The 18540-nt window shown below is 31.2% G+C and carries 18 protein-coding genes; 8 read left to right on the top strand and 10 right to left on the bottom strand.

Annotated features, from left to right (window positions below):
* The 5 genes from tssD (ACVC43_RS12215) to ACVC43_RS12195 all read right to left on the bottom strand — a co-directional run.
* Nucleotides 1-219, bottom strand: a 219-nt coding sequence (gene tssD / locus ACVC43_RS12215; protein WP_452222565.1) for a type VI secretion system tube protein TssD, incomplete at its 3' end; no start/stop codon positions are given.
* A 91-nt stretch (nt 220-310) separates the two neighbouring features.
* Nucleotides 311-697 carry a type VI secretion system tube protein TssD gene (gene tssD, locus ACVC43_RS12210; protein ID WP_452224810.1) on the bottom strand — a complete coding sequence of 129 codons (387 nt, stop codon included), beginning with the start codon at nt 695-697 and terminating at the stop codon, nt 311-313.
* A gap of 135 nt (nt 698-832) precedes the next feature.
* On the bottom strand, nt 833-1711 hold the full coding sequence (locus ACVC43_RS12205; protein ID WP_452224809.1) for a TssN family type VI secretion system protein: 879 nt from the start codon (nt 1709-1711) through the stop codon (nt 833-835).
* Nucleotides 1712-1722: 11 nt separating this feature from the next.
* Nucleotides 1723-2640, bottom strand: coding sequence for a hypothetical protein (locus tag ACVC43_RS12200; protein ID WP_452224808.1), 918 nt, complete (start codon nt 2638-2640; stop codon nt 1723-1725).
* 10 nt (nt 2641-2650) lie between these two features.
* The gene (locus tag ACVC43_RS12195; RefSeq protein ID WP_452224807.1) at nt 2651-3694 is read right to left on the bottom strand and encodes an NlpC/P60 family protein; all 1044 of its coding nucleotides are present in this window, start codon (nt 3692-3694) and stop codon (nt 2651-2653) included.
* A gap of 206 nt (nt 3695-3900) precedes the next feature.
* Here ACVC43_RS12195 and ACVC43_RS12190 point away from each other — a divergent pair, with 206 nt between their 5' ends.
* The 5 genes from ACVC43_RS12190 to tssO are packed head-to-tail and all read left to right on the top strand — an operon-like array spanning nt 3901 to nt 8897.
* A complete protein-coding gene (locus ACVC43_RS12190) occupies nt 3901-4332 on the top strand; it encodes a GPW/gp25 family protein (protein ID WP_452224806.1) in 432 nt (143 codons plus the stop codon).
* 5 nt (nt 4333-4337) lie between these two features.
* Nucleotides 4338-6170, top strand: coding sequence for a type VI secretion system baseplate subunit TssF (locus tag ACVC43_RS12185; RefSeq protein ID WP_452224805.1), 1833 nt, complete (start codon nt 4338-4340; stop codon nt 6168-6170).
* A gap of 10 nt (nt 6171-6180) precedes the next feature.
* Nucleotides 6181-7179 carry a PKD domain-containing protein gene (locus tag ACVC43_RS12180; protein ID WP_452224804.1) on the top strand — a complete coding sequence of 333 codons (999 nt, stop codon included), beginning with the start codon at nt 6181-6183 and terminating at the stop codon, nt 7177-7179.
* 28 nt (nt 7180-7207) lie between these two features.
* Entirely contained in the window at nt 7208-8365 is a 1158-nt protein-coding gene (locus ACVC43_RS12175) for a hypothetical protein (RefSeq protein WP_452224803.1), read from the top strand.
* A gap of 25 nt (nt 8366-8390) precedes the next feature.
* Nucleotides 8391-8897 carry a type VI secretion system TssO gene (tssO, locus tag ACVC43_RS12170; RefSeq protein WP_452224802.1) on the top strand — a complete coding sequence of 169 codons (507 nt, stop codon included), beginning with the start codon at nt 8391-8393 and terminating at the stop codon, nt 8895-8897.
* Nucleotides 8898-8902: 5 nt separating this feature from the next.
* On the opposite strand, the gene ACVC43_RS12165 is transcribed toward tssO, so the two are convergent.
* Together ACVC43_RS12165 and ACVC43_RS12160 are read right to left on the bottom strand one after the other, a co-directional pair.
* Nucleotides 8903-10102 (bottom strand): sensor histidine kinase, encoded by a 1200-nt coding sequence (locus ACVC43_RS12165; protein ID WP_452224801.1) that lies wholly within the window; start codon nt 10100-10102, stop codon nt 8903-8905.
* 97 nt (nt 10103-10199) lie between these two features.
* Nucleotides 10200-10859, bottom strand: a complete 660-nt coding sequence (locus ACVC43_RS12160) for an HAD family hydrolase (RefSeq protein WP_452224800.1) — start codon at nt 10857-10859, stop codon at nt 10200-10202.
* A gap of 116 nt (nt 10860-10975) precedes the next feature.
* On the opposite strand from ACVC43_RS12160, the gene ACVC43_RS12155 reads away from it, so the two are divergent.
* Entirely contained in the window at nt 10976-11752 is a 777-nt protein-coding gene (locus ACVC43_RS12155; protein ID WP_452224799.1) for a M90 family metallopeptidase, read from the top strand.
* A gap of 1 nt (nt 11753) precedes the next feature.
* On the opposite strand, the gene ACVC43_RS12150 is transcribed toward ACVC43_RS12155, so the two are convergent.
* From ACVC43_RS12150 to ACVC43_RS12140, 3 genes are all read right to left on the bottom strand, one after another.
* Nucleotides 11754-13571, bottom strand: a complete 1818-nt coding sequence (locus ACVC43_RS12150) for a YfiR/HmsC family protein (protein WP_452224798.1) — start codon at nt 13569-13571, stop codon at nt 11754-11756.
* Nucleotides 13572-16280: a TonB-dependent receptor gene (locus ACVC43_RS12145; protein ID WP_452224797.1), complete on the bottom strand. Its 2709-nt coding sequence runs from the start codon at nt 16278-16280 to the stop codon at nt 13572-13574.
* Nucleotides 16281-16377: 97 nt separating this feature from the next.
* Nucleotides 16378-16797 (bottom strand): response regulator, encoded by a 420-nt coding sequence (locus tag ACVC43_RS12140; RefSeq protein ID WP_452224796.1) that lies wholly within the window; start codon nt 16795-16797, stop codon nt 16378-16380.
* 228 nt (nt 16798-17025) lie between these two features.
* On the opposite strand from ACVC43_RS12140, the gene ACVC43_RS12135 reads away from it, so the two are divergent.
* Entirely contained in the window at nt 17026-17658 is a 633-nt protein-coding gene (locus ACVC43_RS12135) for a Crp/Fnr family transcriptional regulator (RefSeq protein ID WP_452224795.1), read from the top strand.
* A 72-nt stretch (nt 17659-17730) separates the two neighbouring features.
* Complete coding sequence (locus tag ACVC43_RS12130) at nt 17731-18531, top strand: sulfite exporter TauE/SafE family protein (protein ID WP_452224794.1); 801 nt, start codon at nt 17731-17733, stop codon at nt 18529-18531.
* The last annotated feature ends 9 nt before the right edge of the window (nt 18532-18540 follow it).

Genomic DNA, 18540 nt, shown 5'->3' with positions numbered 1-18540 from the left:
TTTATAAAAGATAACACTCCCGTTTTTAGTCATATTACTGGATATCATCCACTCTAAAAAGTCTGTTTTGTTAGTAGATTCTATAAGTATGGTTATTTGTCCTCCACGAGGCTTTTGCGATGGTCGTCCTGAATTGTCTGCGCCTTGTTGAAAACCAAAGGAACATTCTAACACATTCATTTCATCGTCTTCTATATTAAGTTTTGCCAAAAACGACATAATTGCTGGAATTTAAATTAATAAAAGATAAAACAAAGGGAGTTGCATGAGCACTCCCTTTGTTAAAATGTATACTATTTAATGAGAGTTATTATACCCAGTCATTAACGTGTTCACCGTTACCAATACTAATTCCTTTTGCAGAAATCACAAAAGATTCTGCCATAGGGTTGTCTCCAGTTGCGTCAAAGTTTTCACGGTACTTAACCATGTAACCCTCAGTAAATTTTAACTCTTTAGAAGTTGAGTCGCTATCTCTTTTTAAGAAAACGATAGAGCCATCTCTACGCTCGAAGTTGTTAAACATCCAGTCAGACAAGCTTGTGTCTGCTGTAGACTCAACAGTTAGTCTAATTTTACCACCTCTTGTAATAGAAGATGGTCTTCCTGTTGCATCTGTTTCTTGGTGTAATTCGTAAGAGGTTCCTAATACATTGTACTCTTTCCCACCTACTTTAAGTTTTGCTTTAAAAGCCATAATAATAAATATTTAATTAATAAAAAAAGTTTAAAAGCCATTAACGGCATAACCTAAAGTTATTGGTATAACCAAACGATTACAAATATATAGGATGAAATACGAGTTTATTAGACAAATGGAGGTTTTAGATTTTTAATCTGTTGTAGCTCTTTGGCATACAATTACATGGTCTTCCCTAATATCGTTGCCTGCAACTGTTTTGGCAAAATTAATGTGTCGCAGTGAACGAATCCAATTAGGTTTCCTGTAAAAAATCCATCCATGAGGCTCGCTTGTTTTAAAGTCTAAATAATCGATTGTACTTTCAGGATGTCTTTCGTTATAGTCATTAATAAAAAAGTAAAAAAGCTTACCAAACTCCATATTTTCAGGAGCTTTTACTCTAAAATTGGTAATATCTGGCAGGTCTTCTTTTTTCTGAAATTCGAAGCTTATAACCAAAGGGTTTTCAAGTTCTTTTTTAGTTGGTTCTTTAACATCTACTTCTAAAGGATAAAACCATTTTTTGTAAACAGGAACAGGAATTAACAATGAAAATTCATATAATTTATAAGTTAAAAAAGGAACTATAAAAAATACGGCAGAAGACATAAATGTATAATTAATAGATTCTCTAAATCTGGTTACAACATTTAAAAATGCAAACAGTCCAATTAAGGTTATGGCAATAGTAAATAGAAACTCTGAGAAAAAATCTGATTTACTTTCAGATAATGAATCGAAATATTTTCTCATGATAAAGAGGTGCAATATCCCTAAAAGAAGAAAGACAATTTGCATGCCTATAAAACTGTTTAAAGCCGTATCGTTTAAAAACTTACTCGAACTTATAAAACCTACTAAGGCAAAGGTTATTAAAATAAAAATAGCATAAAAAATCGCTTGTTTTTTTTGCTTGCTAAATACTTTTCTCACTTTCGTGAAAAGCATCATAATAACAGAACCTACTATTAGCATTAAAATGCTAATTTTAAAAGCATTACCATTTAATAAACTTGAAAATGAACCCATTAATCTTGCCTTTATATTTTTGTTGATATTCCAATTGTAGAGTTATCTTTTGGATTTAGCGAGAACCCATAACTACTTTGTACTTCATATTTTGTTTTTACATCTAATTCCAGTGGAATAAAATAACTGTAAAAAACACTTAAAAATTTATTAATACCTTGATTAGAGAGGTAACTGGATATTTCTTCATTATTTTTTAACCATATGGTAACTTCCAAATAAGGATGAAAAATAGTTTGTTCTTTATTATCCAATACGGCGTCGACTCCTAATCTACTTATATCTTTTTGTCTGTTTTTTTTATGCTCACTTTCAGCGTCATATTTCTTTTTAAAGGTAACATTATTTTTTAAAATTTTTTCTAAACTTAAACGTGTAAGTTCCAAATTCCCTGCAATTTTAAAATTATAAGGCAAAAGTTTAATGAGTTTAAGAAGGTATGCGCGAGGCATATCTTGACTTAGTTTCCAAAATTCTATCAAGTAATCGTCCTTTAAGCTATAAAAGTTATTAAGTAATAATCTTTCATTTTTTTCAATTTCTAATCGCTGATGAAAAAATTCATTCTCAATTGGAGAAAACAGCGATCTTGCCGCAGCTTCTTCCTGTTTAGATTTTACTCTGTTTGCCGAAAAAGAACTGGTTCTTGATGTGTTTTTTTGAGTATGAAAAAGCCCCTCAGGAAGATAATCATAAATCCCGTTTCTGGAAACATCTATGCTTAGTAATTCATCCTCAATTTTGGAGGATTCTATAGTTAATAAGTCTCTTCTATAGGGTCTCTTAAAAGTACTTTTATGGTTAATAATAACTTGTTCTGATTTTAAACCTGTATGTTCTTGAACTTCTGTAAGTATTACCTCTGTCTTTAGGTTTTGATAGACGGTAATGAGTTCTTTGAATATATGTTTAATTTCAGTGGTGTTCATTAATTGTTCTTTAATTACCTATAATTTGCCTTCCTGCGGCAACGAACTTTGTAGACCAGTAATTGTCATTTAAGTTGCTTATTTGCACACCTCCTTTTCCGTTTTTATCTAAATTACTTGTAGAGTGAACAAACATGTTGTTGTGTAAATATACTCCAACATGATTAATTTTATCGTTATCTGAACCTACACCTGTAAAGAAAACCAAGTCTCCCTCGAACATGAGTGCTCTATTATCGAATTCATCATTAAATTCTGAATAAAACTGAGCTTCTGCAGTGCGTTCTATTCTAATATTATAAATTGAAGTTTGTATGAGTTGTGTGAAAGATGAACAATCAATTCCTTTTTTTGTTACACCTCCTAATTTATATGGAACATCGTCCCACTCATCGATTAATTCGTAAAGCTCAACATTGGTTAAATCGGCAGGATCAACGCCAAGAATTTTACCGTATTTTTTTTGTACTTCAGTAATAGAAACAACTGAGTTATTCTCTGCAGGGATCGTTCTTACTGCGCCAGTATTATTATCTTCATACTTAACAGCAACATCATCTTCGTCTATTCTTCCCTTTCTTTTCTTTTTTTCAAGTCGCTTTAATTCTTTTGCATAATCTTTATCTTTTCGGCGTTTTTCTTTTTCAATCTCGGCTATTCTCTCAGCCTCTTCTTTCTCCTTGCGTCTTTGTTCTTTCTTTGCCTTTTTTGATGCAGATTTCCGTCTATATATTTCCTTTTTGTTAGGTGTTAGTTTAATGTCTTCTACCTCAATTCTTTTGTTTGGAAGAACGTCTATTAAAAAGATTTTAGTATCAAAATCTGCTTTTTCTACAATAACACCATACTGTCCATCTGGAAGTTTTTGCTTAAAAATAAATTTTCCGTTAGCATCTGTTCCTTCAGTAAATTTTGTACCATCAATTGTAACAATTGCACCTTCCACAGGAGTTGATAATTGTTCGTCAAGAACGACGCCTTCTAAATAATAAGTTTGCGCATAACTAAATAAGCAAAATAGAAATAAAGTAGGTATGAAGATGAGTTTTTTCATTGTAAATAAGGGATTTATTGTATTATTTGAATGTGAATTTTATGAAATATTAAAATTAAAAAAAATATTTCAATGAGGTTATTATATATCGATGAACTACAACAAAACAAGTATAAAACGAACATTTTTTTAAACTATATAATTTATATTTGAGTCGTGCTTTTATAAATCCTCTTTAAGTGCGTTAAAACAATAACAAACGTTTAATGAATAATAATTATTACAAACTACCAATTAATGCGCAGGCACTAATAAAAAGCAAGACTCATGGTACTTGTGATATATCAAACTCTATTGCAAATAACATTCATTTAATAGCCACTTCTTATTTTGGAGAATGTTCGTTTGATGACACCTATGGTTGTTCTATTTGGAATATTGATTTTGATAATTTAAAGAGTACCAATAAATTAAAATCAATAATTGAAGAGTCTTTATTCGAATCTCTTAAAAGACACGAAAAACGGTTGAGTAAAATAGCAATTACCGTTAAAATAAGGCAGGAAGAAATTAACCCGAACGGACAAAATAACAGGATAAAAAAGCGTGTGGATATTGTTGTTAAAGGAAAAATTAAAAAGATTGACGAAAATTTTTCTTACATAGAATACTTTTTTATAGGCCCATTATCTTACTAAATTCAATGAAGAATACAAAAGAACAAATAAAAAACAGAATGCTTAAAAAAGCAGCTACGCTTTGGGGTGTACCTGCTAATGAAATAGAAATGTCTTTTGATCCTTTGGTGGCTTTACTAATTAGCGCTTGTGCCTCTGAAATCGAAAAAATAAGTGGTGAAATTAATGAGTCTCAGACAAGAATTACCGAAAAGATAATACAGTTAATGACACCTGAAACCATCTATGGACCAAAGCCAGCACATGGTGTCATGAGCTCTTTTCCCATAGATGACAGAGTAGAAGTCAAGCCCGAAACACTTTTTTATTATAAGAAAAAGATAACTACAAAAAAAACCACGCAAAATTTTAAAAACCTCTATTTTACGCCTGTTGCAGCTACTAACTTAATTAAAGCTACGGTAAATTATATTGCCGTTGGAGATACTATTAAAACAGTAAAGGGAAAAAATGATTATGTAGAGGTATTAAAAACTTCTTCTGGCACCAAGTTACCACAATCAACAATTTATTTAGGTATAGAGAGTGACAATAAGTCGTTAGATTTAAGTGATATAGCCTTTTATTTCGAACTTTTAGACATAGATGATAAAGCACTTTTTTATCATCATTTAAAATTCTCTGAATGGTACATTGCAGACCAGAAATTAACTGTTCAATCTGGTTTTATTAATAATGAACAAAGTGCTAAATTAGATTTAGATGCCATTTTTGAAGATGTACCAAGCAAAACAAATAATATAGTACAACAGACTTGTAATTTTTACAACAAACATTTTATTAAAGTGGTAGATGCTAAAGGGAGTGCCACATTTAAAGCTTCTAAATTCGAAGAATTAGAAAATATTATATTAGATAATAAAGTAAAAATCGACTCGAATATTAGATGGATTAAAATTGTGTTTCCAAGGGTTATTGCAAATAGTACGCTGTCTAATGTATTTGGTACGTTAAATGCTTTTCCTATTTTAAATAGAGAACTTAATAGTTTTTCTTACATGTTAAAGGAATTTATAAGTATTATTCCTGTAAAAACAGACGACTTATTTTTAGATATTAATACCTTAACAAATACTAATGGTTTTTTATATAAGCCACAAAGTAAGGACAATACTATTCAAGATAAGGGGACCTATACTATTAGAACTGAAAATGTAGGAAAATTAGATTATAGAAAAGCCAAGGAATATGTAGTTTACTTATTAGAATTGTTAAAAGATGAAAGTGCTTCGTTTTCAATGTTTAATAACGACTTTCTTCAATCTAACTTAAAGGAACTAAATCAGTTAATTGCAAGGTTAGAAAAAAAAGTGTCCGAAATTACTAAGGAAGTATCTGAAACCACCTATTTAAATTTAAAACCTTTTAAAGTTAAAGAAACATTACTTGTAGAATACTGGACAACTAACGGTAAGTTGGCAAACAATTTAAAGACAGGCAACGCTCTTGAAATATACAAGGGCATTGGTATAAAACAAAAAAGCAGTATCTTACTAACGCCAACGCATGGTGGTAAAGATCACTTGTCTATGGAAGAACGCTTAAATGCTTATAGACGCTCGTTATTATCAAGAAATAGAATTGTAACAAAAGAAGATATAAAAGCTTTATGCTATGAAATTTATAACAATAAAATTACAGCCATAGATATAAGAAAAAACTATATAAAAGACATTGCCATAAATAAGGGATTAATACAATGTATAGAAATTGTAATCACTCCCAATACTGCCATAAAAACAGATGAACAGGAATGGGATGCCCTAAATAGTAATTTATTATTATTTTTGGAAAATCATTCGGTAAGTGTATTTCCATATAAAATAAGAATTTTATAACTTTATAATTATGTCAGAGAAAAATATCACACATTATCATATGGATAAGACGGTTAAGTACTTATTTATATTTGCGTTTTTAACATCTGCAACTGTTTTAGGATACCATTTTAATAACAGATCCAGTTGTAATGAAGTCGTGTTTAAAACTGATGCCGAAAACTATGCCGTAGGTGAAGCGATCGTATTTAACGATTTAACTTTAGAAGCGGAGAAATGGCAGTGGACTTTTGGAGACAACACGTCCTCGTTTCAAAAAAATCCAGCTCACTATTTCGAGAAGCCTGGTAATTATGATGTAGAGCTTATTGTAAACGGTAATTGCGTAGGGATACAAACGGTTGAAATTAAAGAAGCGATTAAAGTTGTAGACTCTACTAAATTTCCAGTTTTCGATATTCCTAATTCTATAAGAGTAGGAGAGAAATTAATTTTAAAGGACAAAACAAATAACGCGAGCAGTTGGGAATGGCGCTTTGGAGAAACAGCAAGAGTAGATAATGAAAATAGGACAGCCACCTACGTCTATAAAGAATCTGGATTGTACACCGTAAAATTGGTTGTAAATAATGATTTAGATTATATAACGAAAAAGAAAATTAGAGTCTTAGAACCGTTGGAAGAAAAATCTGTAATGGATAATCGAAACCGAAGAACCAAATTTGTTAAAGATTGGAATATTAAAGATAATCCAATAGATTATAATGAAGATGGAGAAGTGGTAACAGACAATAAACCTACAACAGCACCAAACATTACCGAGCAAAACTTTAGCCGTATGTTATTACAAGTTGCAGATGGTAATAAAACAGCATTAGATTTTAAAATTTATTTTTGTGGAGACACTAATAAATCTGTCGTTGTAAATAAGAAAACAATGTCGTTTACGGTACTTTGTCAAAAAATAGCAAATAAGAATATAAAAATAAAGTCGTTAGAATTAGATAAGGAAAAAGGTACTAATTGTATCCAGAACATTTCATTAATCTACAAGAGGACATTACTTTAATTTTTTCATATTAACAAAATCATTAAAAATGAAAGCAGGAAACGCACATCACAGAGTGAATTGGGTTGATGGAATGAAGATTAATAAAAATCATTTTATTGGTATGGAAAACGCTGTAATAAGCGCATTACATAGTAGTAACTCCAACAATGTAACACCAGTAAGTTTTGGCTTGTTACCCTCTTTACCAGGCGCTTTAAACTCTATAGATATGTCTATCTCAATAGATGGGCAATCTACAATACATGTAGCATTAAACACGTGCAGAGCGATAACCTTAGGAGGTTATGAAATTAATATAAATGAAGACACCCGAGGACTATTAGAACAATCAGGACACATTTTAAAGCATCAGTACGATTTAGATATAAATGACGAAGAATGGTTTATTGTACTTTATGTAAACCCATTTAACAAAATACCAGTAGGAGACGCAGACCCAACTGAAGATCCACCAAGACACCCTTACGTGCTTTCAGAATATAAAATAGATGTAATACCAAAATCTGAAGCTTCTAAGCAAGAAATGGGATTGTACCATATAACTATAGGTAAAGTCGCTTTGGTTGGAGAAGAACCAGTTTTAGTAGAGGACTTTATTCCACCTTGTCGCTCCATACAAAGTCATCCAGATTTAAAATTTACGTATGCAGAATTAGGTTCGTTTTTAAACCAGATGGAGAATTATTCCATGCATATTATTCAAAAAATATATCAGAAAAAGCAAACCAATGATCTGGCTCATATGGTATTGTATCTGTCTCAAAAAACAGGCGAATACTTAAATGCTGTTATTCCGGAATTTAGACTTAAAGATAAATACGACGCTCCTGTTGTTATGCTCACCAAATTAGTAAGTTTGGCAAGAGTTATTAAAAGTGCATTAGATGTTTACATAGGTACAGGTAAGGAAGAGTTGCTTAATTATTTAACAGATTGGTGTGACTTAAATCAAGGTGCGTTTGAGAATGTATTAATCGATATGATTGAAATGGAATATGTACATACAAACATTAATGATTCTTTATATAAAACATCTGCGTTTACACGATTAATGTTGTCGTTATACAAAAAATTAAATGAGTTGGATTACATTGGAAAAAAATCGGATTCTAATATCTTTGTAAAAGAAGAAATAGTAGATAATATAGAGGTTAAAAACAGAAGAAGCTTTTTATTAGATTAAAATCAACATAAATTACCGTACTTAAATGAAACCCAAAAACAGTAAAGAAAGAAGAAATAGCTTCTTAAAATTTTTATTAATTTTTATATTAACAGTAGGTACCATAGTTACTGCAGTGTTTTTTAATTTTCAAATTTCAAAAAAGGAAAATGAAGCATTAAAAGAGCAAGCTCTACGAGTTAGACAGGAAATGCAGTTTCAGGGAGAATTTGCCACCAAAATGAAAGAAGTTTCAGTAATTATCGATTCCTTAACAGCGCCTGGTGCTACCGTTGCTTTTGATAATGCAGAAATAGGAAAGAAACTGTCCGATCTTCAAAACTCAATTCCAAGAAAAGACTCTACTTACAATTACGATTTGTACGATAATATTATTAAAAGTTTTGTTAAGCTTCATAAAGCTCAAAAACGCTTAATAGATGTTAGAGATACCGAAGAAAAAATAAATGAGTTTGAGTTGGAGCTTGAAAAATGTGATGAAGACGTAAGAACACTACAAAAAGAATTACAATTCGCGTTGAGAAATAATTAGTATAATTATTTTTCAATGCTAAAAGTAAACGTGCTTCCAACACCTTCTTGAGATACTACTGAAATTTCTCCACCCTGAGATTCTACTAATTTTTTAACTGAGGCTAAACCAATACCTGTACCAGTATTCCCATGTTTATCTTTGTTTTCTAATGTAGTAAACAAATTAAAAATAGAATCTAATTTATTTTTAGGAATTCCAGATGCATTATCCTTAACAGCAAATAGATAGTGATTGTCGTTTTCTGTAAACGCAATATTAACTGTCGTTTTATCCTTTCTATTATATTTAACAGCGTTAGTAATTAAATTTACCAATATTTGAAGCACCGCAGATTTATTTATTGTTATATTATTAATATTTTCACTATAAGTGTAATCTATATTATCGTTGGCAATTGCAATGCTTTTTGCTTTTAGCATTAAATCTTTAAAAACAACAGTTTCCTTTTTTAGTTTAAGTAAATCGTCACACTTGTAATAATCTAAAAGCCCATCAATATAGTCTTTTAAAGCTACCGATGAACTTTTTAAATAGGTAAGATAAGTGATAGAGTCTTCTGTAAGCTTACCGTGGTTTTCTTCTTCTAATAATTCTGTTAAGGAAATAATATTGGCTAAAGGCGATTTTAAGTCATGAGAGACAATACCTGCAAATCTGTTTAGCGCTTCGTTTCTTTTTTCCAGCTTATTTGTAATAGCTTCTAATTTTTTGTTGTGCAAGCGCTGCTCTAAAATAAAAACAACTTGTTTGGACATGGCAATTAAAGCCTTCTTTTGAGCTTCGTCTATGGTTCTGGGCTCATGATCGTAAACACATAAAGTTCCTAATTTAAAGCCTTGAGGGTTCACTAATGGGACACCTGCATAAAAAATAGCCTTATGTTCCGACACCAAAGGATTATCGTGAAAGCGTTCGTCTTTTCTGGCATCTTCAACAATCATTATGTCATCTTTAGAATGGATGGCATGTCCGCAAAAAGATATGTTTCTTGGTGATTCTTTATATGGAAATCCACAATTAGATTTAATATAGTTTCTGTCGTTATCTAATAGCGTAATTAATGAAATAGGAGATTTTGCTATATAACACATTAATTCGGTAATGTTATCGTAGCTTTCTTCTGGAAATGTATCTAAAATATCGTAACTTTCTATGGCACGTTGCCTGTCTCTTTCGTTTTCTGGTGTTGGCGCTTCAATCATAAGTAGGAATTAAATTGATTTTTTTTGTCAAGTATATTCGATGTAATGCTAATTTATTAGATTAAATACGTAGTTTAATACTGTAAGGTTTTAAAATTTATTTAAATAATGTATTAATTTTTTCATAAAGTATTGCATTAAAATCATCCACAACAAAATCTGCTAAGCTATAGTCTTGATTTTTAGAATGGTAGCTATTGTATCCAACACAATAAATATTAGCAGCTTTTGCAGCCTTTATTCCATTAGTAGAATCTTCTATAACCATACATTCTGCTCTTGGGAAACCTGATAATTCTGCAGCTTTTCCAAAAATTTCTGGATGTGGTTTAGAAGCTTTTAAATCGGCGCCGCTTATTTTAGCCTTAAAATACTTGTTTAAATTAAAGCGTTCAAATACATTATTAATGGTAAACATAGATGCAGACGAAGCTAAAACCAATGTAATATTGTTTTTATGGTAGTCTTTAATTAATTCTAAAACGCCATCAATTAATTGTAAACTGGGATCGTTATGAAATAAATTTGTAAAATTGTTACGTTTATATTGTACTAATTCTTCAGGATTATTCTCTATCCCAAAGATGTCGCACAATTTTCTACAAATATTAATTGTCGATTGTCCTGTAAACGACTCGTACAATTCATTAGACACCTCAATATTATAATTTTTAAACATATTAAAATATGCTTTTTTATGTAGTGGTTCGGTATCCACTATTACACCATCCATGTCAAATAATACAGCTTTTAGCATGTTTAAGTTTTTCACAAATATAAAGAGATAACAACTTAAGATGTTAATCTTTTTTTAAACATATAGTAATTAATGATTATTACGCTTTACTTTAAGTTCAATTCAAAAAAATAATAATGGTTTATTTAATTCTATTTATCGCTTTAGTAGGCTTTGCTATTTATGCTTTTAGTAAGACCGCACAGAAAAAACAGGAACCTTTTCCAAAGCATTGGCATGCCATTTTAATGGATAAGGTTTTATTTTATGCCAATTTATCTAGACGCAATAAAATGGCATTTCAAAACCGAATGATGCGGTTTTTAACCGAGGTTACGCTTGATAGCGTAGATATTGAAATAGAAGAGTTAGACCGCATTTTAATTGCTGCCAGTGCAGTAATACCTGTTTTTGGTTTTAAAGAGTGGTCTTATAACAATTTAAGCGGTATCATTTTATATCCCGATACATTTAATGACGATTTACAATTTACGGATGACAATAAATCCAGAAGAATATTGGGAATGGTTGGCAATGGCCAATACGAAAAACAAATGATTATCTCCCGAAAAGCACTACGTCAAGCCTTTTTAAACGACACAGATAAAAACAACACACCAGTACACGAATTTGTACATTTATTAGATAAAATGGACGGACAAACCGACGGCATTCCCGAGCAACTATTGGGTAAAGATTATATTAAACCCTGGTTAGAATTAATGCATAAGGAAATGGAGGCTATTAACAATGACGTATCGGATATTAGAAAGTATGGAGGCACATCTCAAGCCGAGTTTTTTGCCGTGGCTTCCGAATATTTTTTCGAGCGTCCTAAGCTTTTTAAAAAAAAGCATCCCGAACTTTACACTATGCTATCGCGATGTTTTCAACAACCAAAAACTATGGAGTAAATTAGGCAGGAATGGTAAAATAAAAAGTAGTGCCTTTTCCTTCAACCGATTCTAACCAAATACGGCCACCATGAGCCTCTACAATTTTTTTGCAGTGAGCTAAACCAATTCCTGTACCTTCATATTCTTCTCTGGAGTGCAGTCTCTGGAAAATGGAAAAAATACGCTCTTTATGTTTTTCTGGAATACCAATGCCATTATCTTTAATTGAGAATTGCCAGTACTCGCCCAAATTTTTATCTGTTGTTTCATTACAATCTATCGTTATAACAGGTTTAGTTTCTTTTTTTGTGAATTTTATACCGTTGCTAATAAGGTTTTGGAACAATAACCTTAGTTCTAAAGCTGCACCGCTAACTACAGGTAGAGAATTAACAATAATTTTAGTATTGGTTCTATCTATAACGTGTTTTAAATCGTGTTGTAAGGTATCTATAATTGTATTGCAGTTTACCGCTTCAATATTTTTACTTTTCCCTAGTCGCGAATATTGAAGAATGGCATCTATTAATTTTTGCATTCTATTACTGGACTCCTGAATGTAACTTAAAGTCGTTTTCCCTTCCTCATCAAACGTTTTTTCGTACTCTTCAACAAGTAATTCAATAAGACTTGAGATGGTAATTAATGGCTCTTTTAAATCGTGGCTTGCGATATATGCAAATTGCTCCAATTCATTATTCTTGGCCTCTAAGGTTACCGCCTGAAGTTGCATAGCAGTATTGGTGTTTTTTAAACTTTTACTTAATTTTTTCTTTTGTATATAACTTAAGTATAGGAATAGCGCTCCTAATACAATAAGACTAATTAAACTAATTAATAAAATATTTACCGTTCTTTGGGTTGATAACTGAGATTTTTTTTCGTCGAGGATAGATTGCTTTTTCTCAATTTCTATGTTTTGATTTTTAATGAAGTTTTGCTGTCTTTCAATTTCAACCTTACTTAAAATTATTTTGTTTTCCTGAGATTTTATAAAGTCAATTTGTTGTTGGATGTTTTCTTCTAAGGCGCGTTCAATTCTAACTTTATCCTCAAATTTCTGCTCTTGTATTTTTGTTTTATCCGATAATTTTTTTATCCAATCATCCTTTATTAACACCGAATTTAAAACCGTATCAAGTGTTTTTTTAGTGCTGCTTATTGCTTTTTTTTGAGATGAAATGAGCGTATCTCTATCTTTAATTTTTAATTGCTGCAGGATTTCATTTTCTTTAGATTTGTTCAAAGACGCTTCTGCAGTTTTGTAAAGGTTTTTCCACTTTTCTGAAGAACTTATGGCATATTGCTTTAACGAGTTGGCAACTATGAAATTTTCTTTTTCAATAATTTTAGTGTTAATCTCATATTTAAAAGAGTCGCCAACATTAACGATGTTAATCATCGACGTATTAAAATTATAGTCTTCTGAAACTAACAGAATATTTTTTCCTTCAATTTTATTTAATATATAATCGATGTCGAAATTGTAATTTTTATTAACATAAAGTAAGTGTATATCCCTAATGTCTTTTACAGCATTAAATTGCACTACTGCAACGGGTTTGTTATTAATCTTACGCTTTTGAGATAAAGCTTTAAAATCTATAACTGCACGATCTGGACCTAAAACGCCTATTTTAAATTCGGTAGTATTGTCTTGATTTTGCCAACCAATTTGTTGTGCAAAATTATATACAAAAATAGCACGTTGTAACCGTTTTACTTGTTCGTTACCGCTATTTTGAGAAAAAATAAATAAGCTCCAAAAAAATAACACCAAGCTAATTGTTATCGTTCTGGAGATACCATTAAAGATTAATTTATTGTTGAAATTCATTTATAACTTTAAAAAGGCTCTTAAATAATAATTGGCACCATTAACTCCAAATTGTTGTACACGTCTGCTATATTTAAAATTGCCATCGTTTATATTGGCAGAATGAGTGTGTTTATCTGGATAAACATTAAAAATATTATTTCCGCCAATTGTAAATTCCAAATGCTTATTTAATTTGTAAGATATTGCCAAATCGGTTAGCAATTTAGGAGAAAATTTTTGATCTCTCGTTTCTACGTTGCCTGATAATTCGTTTAGTACCCAATTCTCTGGATTCCCATCCTCTGGATGAATAAACGATACATCTCCAAAAAAGGTGTTTCCCAGATGGAATTTGTAGTCACTAAACTCATAAGACAGTAAATTATTTATTTTATAATTAGGTTGGGCTTCCTCAACTCTTGCAATTTCTTCTCTGTTAAATAACACATTTTCCTGCCCGATTAAAGATTCGGAAACCTTAATATCTCCAACTACTTTTGTATTGTTAATATTAGCTGCAACAGAGGCATTAAATTTACCATTTCCTAATGTGGTTTTATACTGCACAGCAGCATCCATACCAAATGTTTTAGAGTCTATTGCATTTGTAAAAAACTGTGCCGCACCCACGTTAAAAGGTTCCAGAATGCTTTCGTAGCTTTCTGCAAAACGACCAGAAAGCACTATACGATCCTTAATTTTAATATAATAATAGTCTATTGCAAAAGAGAAATTATTTTTTAATTTACCATTTAAACCAATACTAAAATGATTGGATAATTCTGGTTTTAAAGAGCCTATTTTAAATGCTTCATTGGCAATAGCACTTTCATTATTAAAAGTTCCTACTTGTATAATTTCACCATTTATAAATTGAGAACTAATATTTTGAAAATAAACTTGGTGTAGAGATGGCGCTCTAAATCCAGTAGAATAGGCACTTCTAATTCCAATAGCATCGTTTACGCGATATCTTGTAGACAATTTCCAGATTAGTTGCCCACCAAAATCATTGTACGCTTCGTATCGCACAGCTGTTTTAACTAATAGTTTTTCAGATATGTTTGTTTCAATATCCAAATAGCCCGAGCTATTGGTTCTAAAACGGCTTAATTCGTTTTCTGGTTGAAAGCCAGGAAACACTTGTGCGCCAGGAATACGTGGTTGTTCGTCTCCAAATTCATCAATATAAGTGCTTCCTCCGTTTACGTACGAGGCTTCTTCTCCTGCAATAATCTCATAATTTTCTACTCTAAGTTCTGCACCAAATGCCACATTAACACCGCTTAACCAGTTATAACGTCGCGATATATCCAGATTTGTAGTGCTTTGCTGGTACAAAAAGCCACCAGAGTAAAATGTTTTTGGAGAGGCAATTCCTAAGGAAGCGTTATTAGAATTATTAACTGTATAATCCAGTGTGTTTTTACCAATGGAGTAGCTAAAATCTATGTCCCAATTATTTTTAATTCCTTTAATGCCAGCAGTAATAGCATCATCTTGTATATCGGTTAAAATTTGAGGAGAAAAACCATTGGGAAACAACTCTAAAACAACACGATCCTCGTCTTTAGGTAATCTAAAAAAACCTTTTGCTTTTCCTTCTCTGTAATTTCTACCACCATTAAAATAAAAAGAACTGTTTTTAGTAAAAGGAAGTTCGCCATTAAATGAGACTGCTAAATTTTGAGTTTGTGCACTACCAATTTCCATTATTCTTTTATCTGAATAGCCCGTAGTATTATAAAAATTATTTTCATTTATTAAAATAGCATCTTCGTCTGGGTCGTTAGAATATACAGTGCCTGTGTAATTTCCAGCTCTATTGGTTGCTTCTCTGTTTCTATATTCTCCCGTGATATTAATAAAGCCGTTTTCACCTATGTTAAATCCAAAATTGGCGCTAAAATATTTGGTTTCACCATCACCTTCTTTATTTATTCCAACTCTGCCGTGTATATCTATAACCTCTATTTGCTTTTTTAAAATAATATTAACAACACCAGCTATAGCGTCAGATCCGTATTGCGAAGTTGCACCATCTCGTAGTATTTCTATACGTTCAACCGAAGCCACAGGTATAGCGTTAAAATCTGTTCCTACGGTACCTCTGCCCACAGTACCATTCACATTTAATAAAGCGCTGTTATGTCGCCTTTTACCATTAACTAATACTAATAATTGATCCGGACCTAAACCTCTTAAAGTGGCTGGATCTATATGGTCTGTTCCATCAGCTATTGTCTGGTTTGTAGAATTAAACGATGGTACTAAATAATGTAGGATATGACTTAATTCGATTTGTGTAGAGTTGGTAAGTTCTTGCGGTGAAATAATATCTACTGGAGCAGTAGTCTTTAAGGATGATATAGGCTCTGCTCTCGATCCTAAGGAAACAGGCTCATCGATGGAAAAACCAGTTTCAAGAATAAAATCTAAAGAGGCGGTTTCTCCAACTTTAACGCTAACCGTTTTTGAAACAGAATTATACATTACAAAACTTGCCGTTATAATGTATTCGCCTTCTTCTAATTTAAAAGTGTAAATACCATCTACATTAGTAGTCGAAGTAAAATTAGTACCTTCAATTGCGACTTCTGCGCCAGGTAAATTTCCAAACTGGTCTGATACTTTACCAGTTATTGTAGCTCTTTCTTGGGCAAAAGCATTAAAATACAAGAATGAAATAACAAAGAAAGAGAGATAATGTTTTAAGGGAATTGCCATTGTGTTTTAGCTTTTTACAGATGATTAATCTGTTAAAAATTTTAGGGAAAAGTATTTGAAATTAAACTTATTAAAATAAAATAAGTTCGTGTTCTGCTTATTTATGTTTAATGGTGTAGTGACTGTTTAATAAATTGGTTAACAACTCCACAGAAAGCGGTTTATTAATAAAATCATCTATTGCTATAATTGCCTTCGAACGGTCATGATCCTCTGGATTATTTGATGTTGTTAGCATAACCAATTTAATATCTTGTGTAAATGCGCTATCCAATTTATTATATTCAGCAACAAACTCCCAACCATTCATGGCAGGCATATTAATATCTAAAAAAATAAGGTTAGGTTTTATAAGCAAGCCCTTCATGGCCTCCTGTAAATATTCTAAAGCCTTTTTGCCACTGGTAACGGCCACTACATCTTTAAAGTTAAGATGTCTGTTAATAATTTTAGTGTTGTAAAAATTGGTAACTTTATCATCATCAATTAATAGCACACATTGAATGTCGTTCTTCATAATGCCGAAATATAAAAATTCCTTTTTTAACGGTATAAAATACCTCAATATAAATGCAGAAACAAGATGAAGTGCAATTAAAAACGACGTAATACATAATCGATCATATTTTGAACAGTAAATTTGAGATTAACAGTAACCTAATATTGCATATATTATTCAAGCAATCACTGTATAAAGTTGCGCTTTAGTTAATTCTATAATTTTATCTTTGTAAAAATCATAAAAATGGAAGAGGAATTAAAACAGCATTACGGTTATTTATTCGAAGAAGAACTTCTTTGCGAGCTTAATTCTGTAGGTGTTTATAAAGAAATTTCAGAAGGATTTAAGCTAATTGAAATTGGAGATTACATCAAGAATATGCCATTATTAGTAAGTGGTGCAATAAAAATATTAAGAGAAGACGAGGATGGAGATGAACTCATACTATATTTCATCGAGCAAGGAGATACTTGTGCCATGTCGTTATCGTGCTGTTTAGGAAACACTAAAAGTGAAATTAGAGCCATAGCTGAAACCGATACTAAACTTATAATGGTACCTGTAGAAAAAATGGAAATTTGGCTTTCTAAATATAAAAGTTGGCGAAATTTTGTGCTTCAAAGTTACCATAATCGTATGTCGGAGTTGCTTGAAGCAGTAGACACCATTGCTTTTTTAAAAATGGACGAACGCTTATTCAAGTATTTAAAAGACAAAGCGATGGTTAATCGTAATGATATTATATATGTTACGCATCAACAAATTGCTAACGATTTACATACTTCTCGAGTAGTCATTTCCAGACTATTAAAAACATTGGAAATGGATGGAAAGATAGAATTGCATAGAAGTTATATTACAGTTTTGGATTTATAGATCTCTAAGTAACCTTTGTTACCAAAGGAAATAGAATCTTATTTTACTTTTGTAGTATATTTAAATTAAAATATGGATTTTTATACAATACTTGGTTACTTAGGTGCGCTTATTATAGGAGTTGTTTTAGGGCTCATTGGTGGTGGCGGATCAATATTAACAGTGCCAATTCTGGTGTATTTAATGTTTATAAATCCAGTAACTGCAACGGCTTATTCTTTGTTTGTTGTTGGAACTTCTGCTTTAGTTGGTGCTATTAGAAATATTCAAAAAGGTTTAGTTGACTTTAAAACTGCAATAGTCTTTGCTATCCCGGCTTTTATTGCTGTATATACAACTCGAAAATTTATAGTTCCTGCAATACCAGACACGTTGTTTTCTGTTGGTAGTTTTTTAGTAACAAAAAACATAGCAATAATGTTGTTTTTTGCAATTGTCATGCTTGTTGCTTCACTTTCCATGATTAAAAACAATAGAAAAGAATCTGTAGAAGTCACGTCAATAATTTATAATTATCCATTAATAATTATAGAAGGTTTTGTTGTTGGAGTATTAACAGGAATTGTTGGTGCTGGAGGTGGTTTTTTAATTATTCCGGCATTGGTTTTACTAGCAAAACTACCAATGAAAAAAGCAGTAGCAACTTCTTTATTAATTATAGCAATTAAGTCCTTAATTGGATTTATTGGAGACGTTCAAAATTTAGAAATTGATTGGATATTTCTATTAAGCTTTACTGCACTCTCAGTAATTGGTATATTTGTAGGGGTATATTTATCTAATTTTATAACAGGCAAAAAACTTAAAAAAGGTTTTGGTTGGTTTGTTTTAATAATGGGTATTTATATTATTTTCAAAGAGTTAACAAAATGATAAATGTAA

It is taken from the genome of Lacinutrix chionoecetis (assembly GCF_053604665.1).
Note: the sequence above shows the minus strand (reverse complement) of the source record. Positions and strands in the feature narration are given on the sequence as shown.

Coding starts and splice junctions, on each gene's coding strand:
- ACVC43_RS12130 (WP_452224794.1), top strand. CDS start 17,731: ATGGATTTTTATACAATACTTGGTTACTTAGGTGCGCTTATTATAGGA.
- ACVC43_RS12190 (WP_452224806.1), top strand. CDS start 3,901: ATGAATAATAATTATTACAAACTACCAATTAATGCGCAGGCACTAATA.
- ACVC43_RS12155 (WP_452224799.1), top strand. CDS start 10,976: ATGGTTTATTTAATTCTATTTATCGCTTTAGTAGGCTTTGCTATTTAT.
- ACVC43_RS12180 (WP_452224804.1), top strand. CDS start 6,181: ATGTCAGAGAAAAATATCACACATTATCATATGGATAAGACGGTTAAG.
- ACVC43_RS12185 (WP_452224805.1), top strand. CDS start 4,338: ATGAAGAATACAAAAGAACAAATAAAAAACAGAATGCTTAAAAAAGCA.
- ACVC43_RS12165 (WP_452224801.1), bottom strand. CDS start 10,102: ATGATTGAAGCGCCAACACCAGAAAACGAAAGAGACAGGCAACGTGCC.
- ACVC43_RS12175 (WP_452224803.1), top strand. CDS start 7,208: ATGAAAGCAGGAAACGCACATCACAGAGTGAATTGGGTTGATGGAATG.
- tssO (WP_452224802.1), top strand. CDS start 8,391: ATGAAACCCAAAAACAGTAAAGAAAGAAGAAATAGCTTCTTAAAATTT.
- ACVC43_RS12150 (WP_452224798.1), bottom strand. CDS start 13,571: ATGAATTTCAACAATAAATTAATCTTTAATGGTATCTCCAGAACGATA.
- ACVC43_RS12135 (WP_452224795.1), top strand. CDS start 17,026: ATGGAAGAGGAATTAAAACAGCATTACGGTTATTTATTCGAAGAAGAA.
- ACVC43_RS12195 (WP_452224807.1), bottom strand. CDS start 3,694: ATGAAAAAACTCATCTTCATACCTACTTTATTTCTATTTTGCTTATTT.
- ACVC43_RS12160 (WP_452224800.1), bottom strand. CDS start 10,859: ATGCTAAAAGCTGTATTATTTGACATGGATGGTGTAATAGTGGATACC.
- ACVC43_RS12145 (WP_452224797.1), bottom strand. CDS start 16,280: ATGGCAATTCCCTTAAAACATTATCTCTCTTTCTTTGTTATTTCATTC.
- ACVC43_RS12200 (WP_452224808.1), bottom strand. CDS start 2,640: ATGAACACCACTGAAATTAAACATATATTCAAAGAACTCATTACCGTC.
- ACVC43_RS12140 (WP_452224796.1), bottom strand. CDS start 16,797: ATGAAGAACGACATTCAATGTGTGCTATTAATTGATGATGATAAAGTT.
- ACVC43_RS12205 (WP_452224809.1), bottom strand. CDS start 1,711: ATGGGTTCATTTTCAAGTTTATTAAATGGTAATGCTTTTAAAATTAGC.
- tssD (WP_452224810.1), bottom strand. CDS start 697: ATGGCTTTTAAAGCAAAACTTAAAGTAGGTGGGAAAGAGTACAATGTA.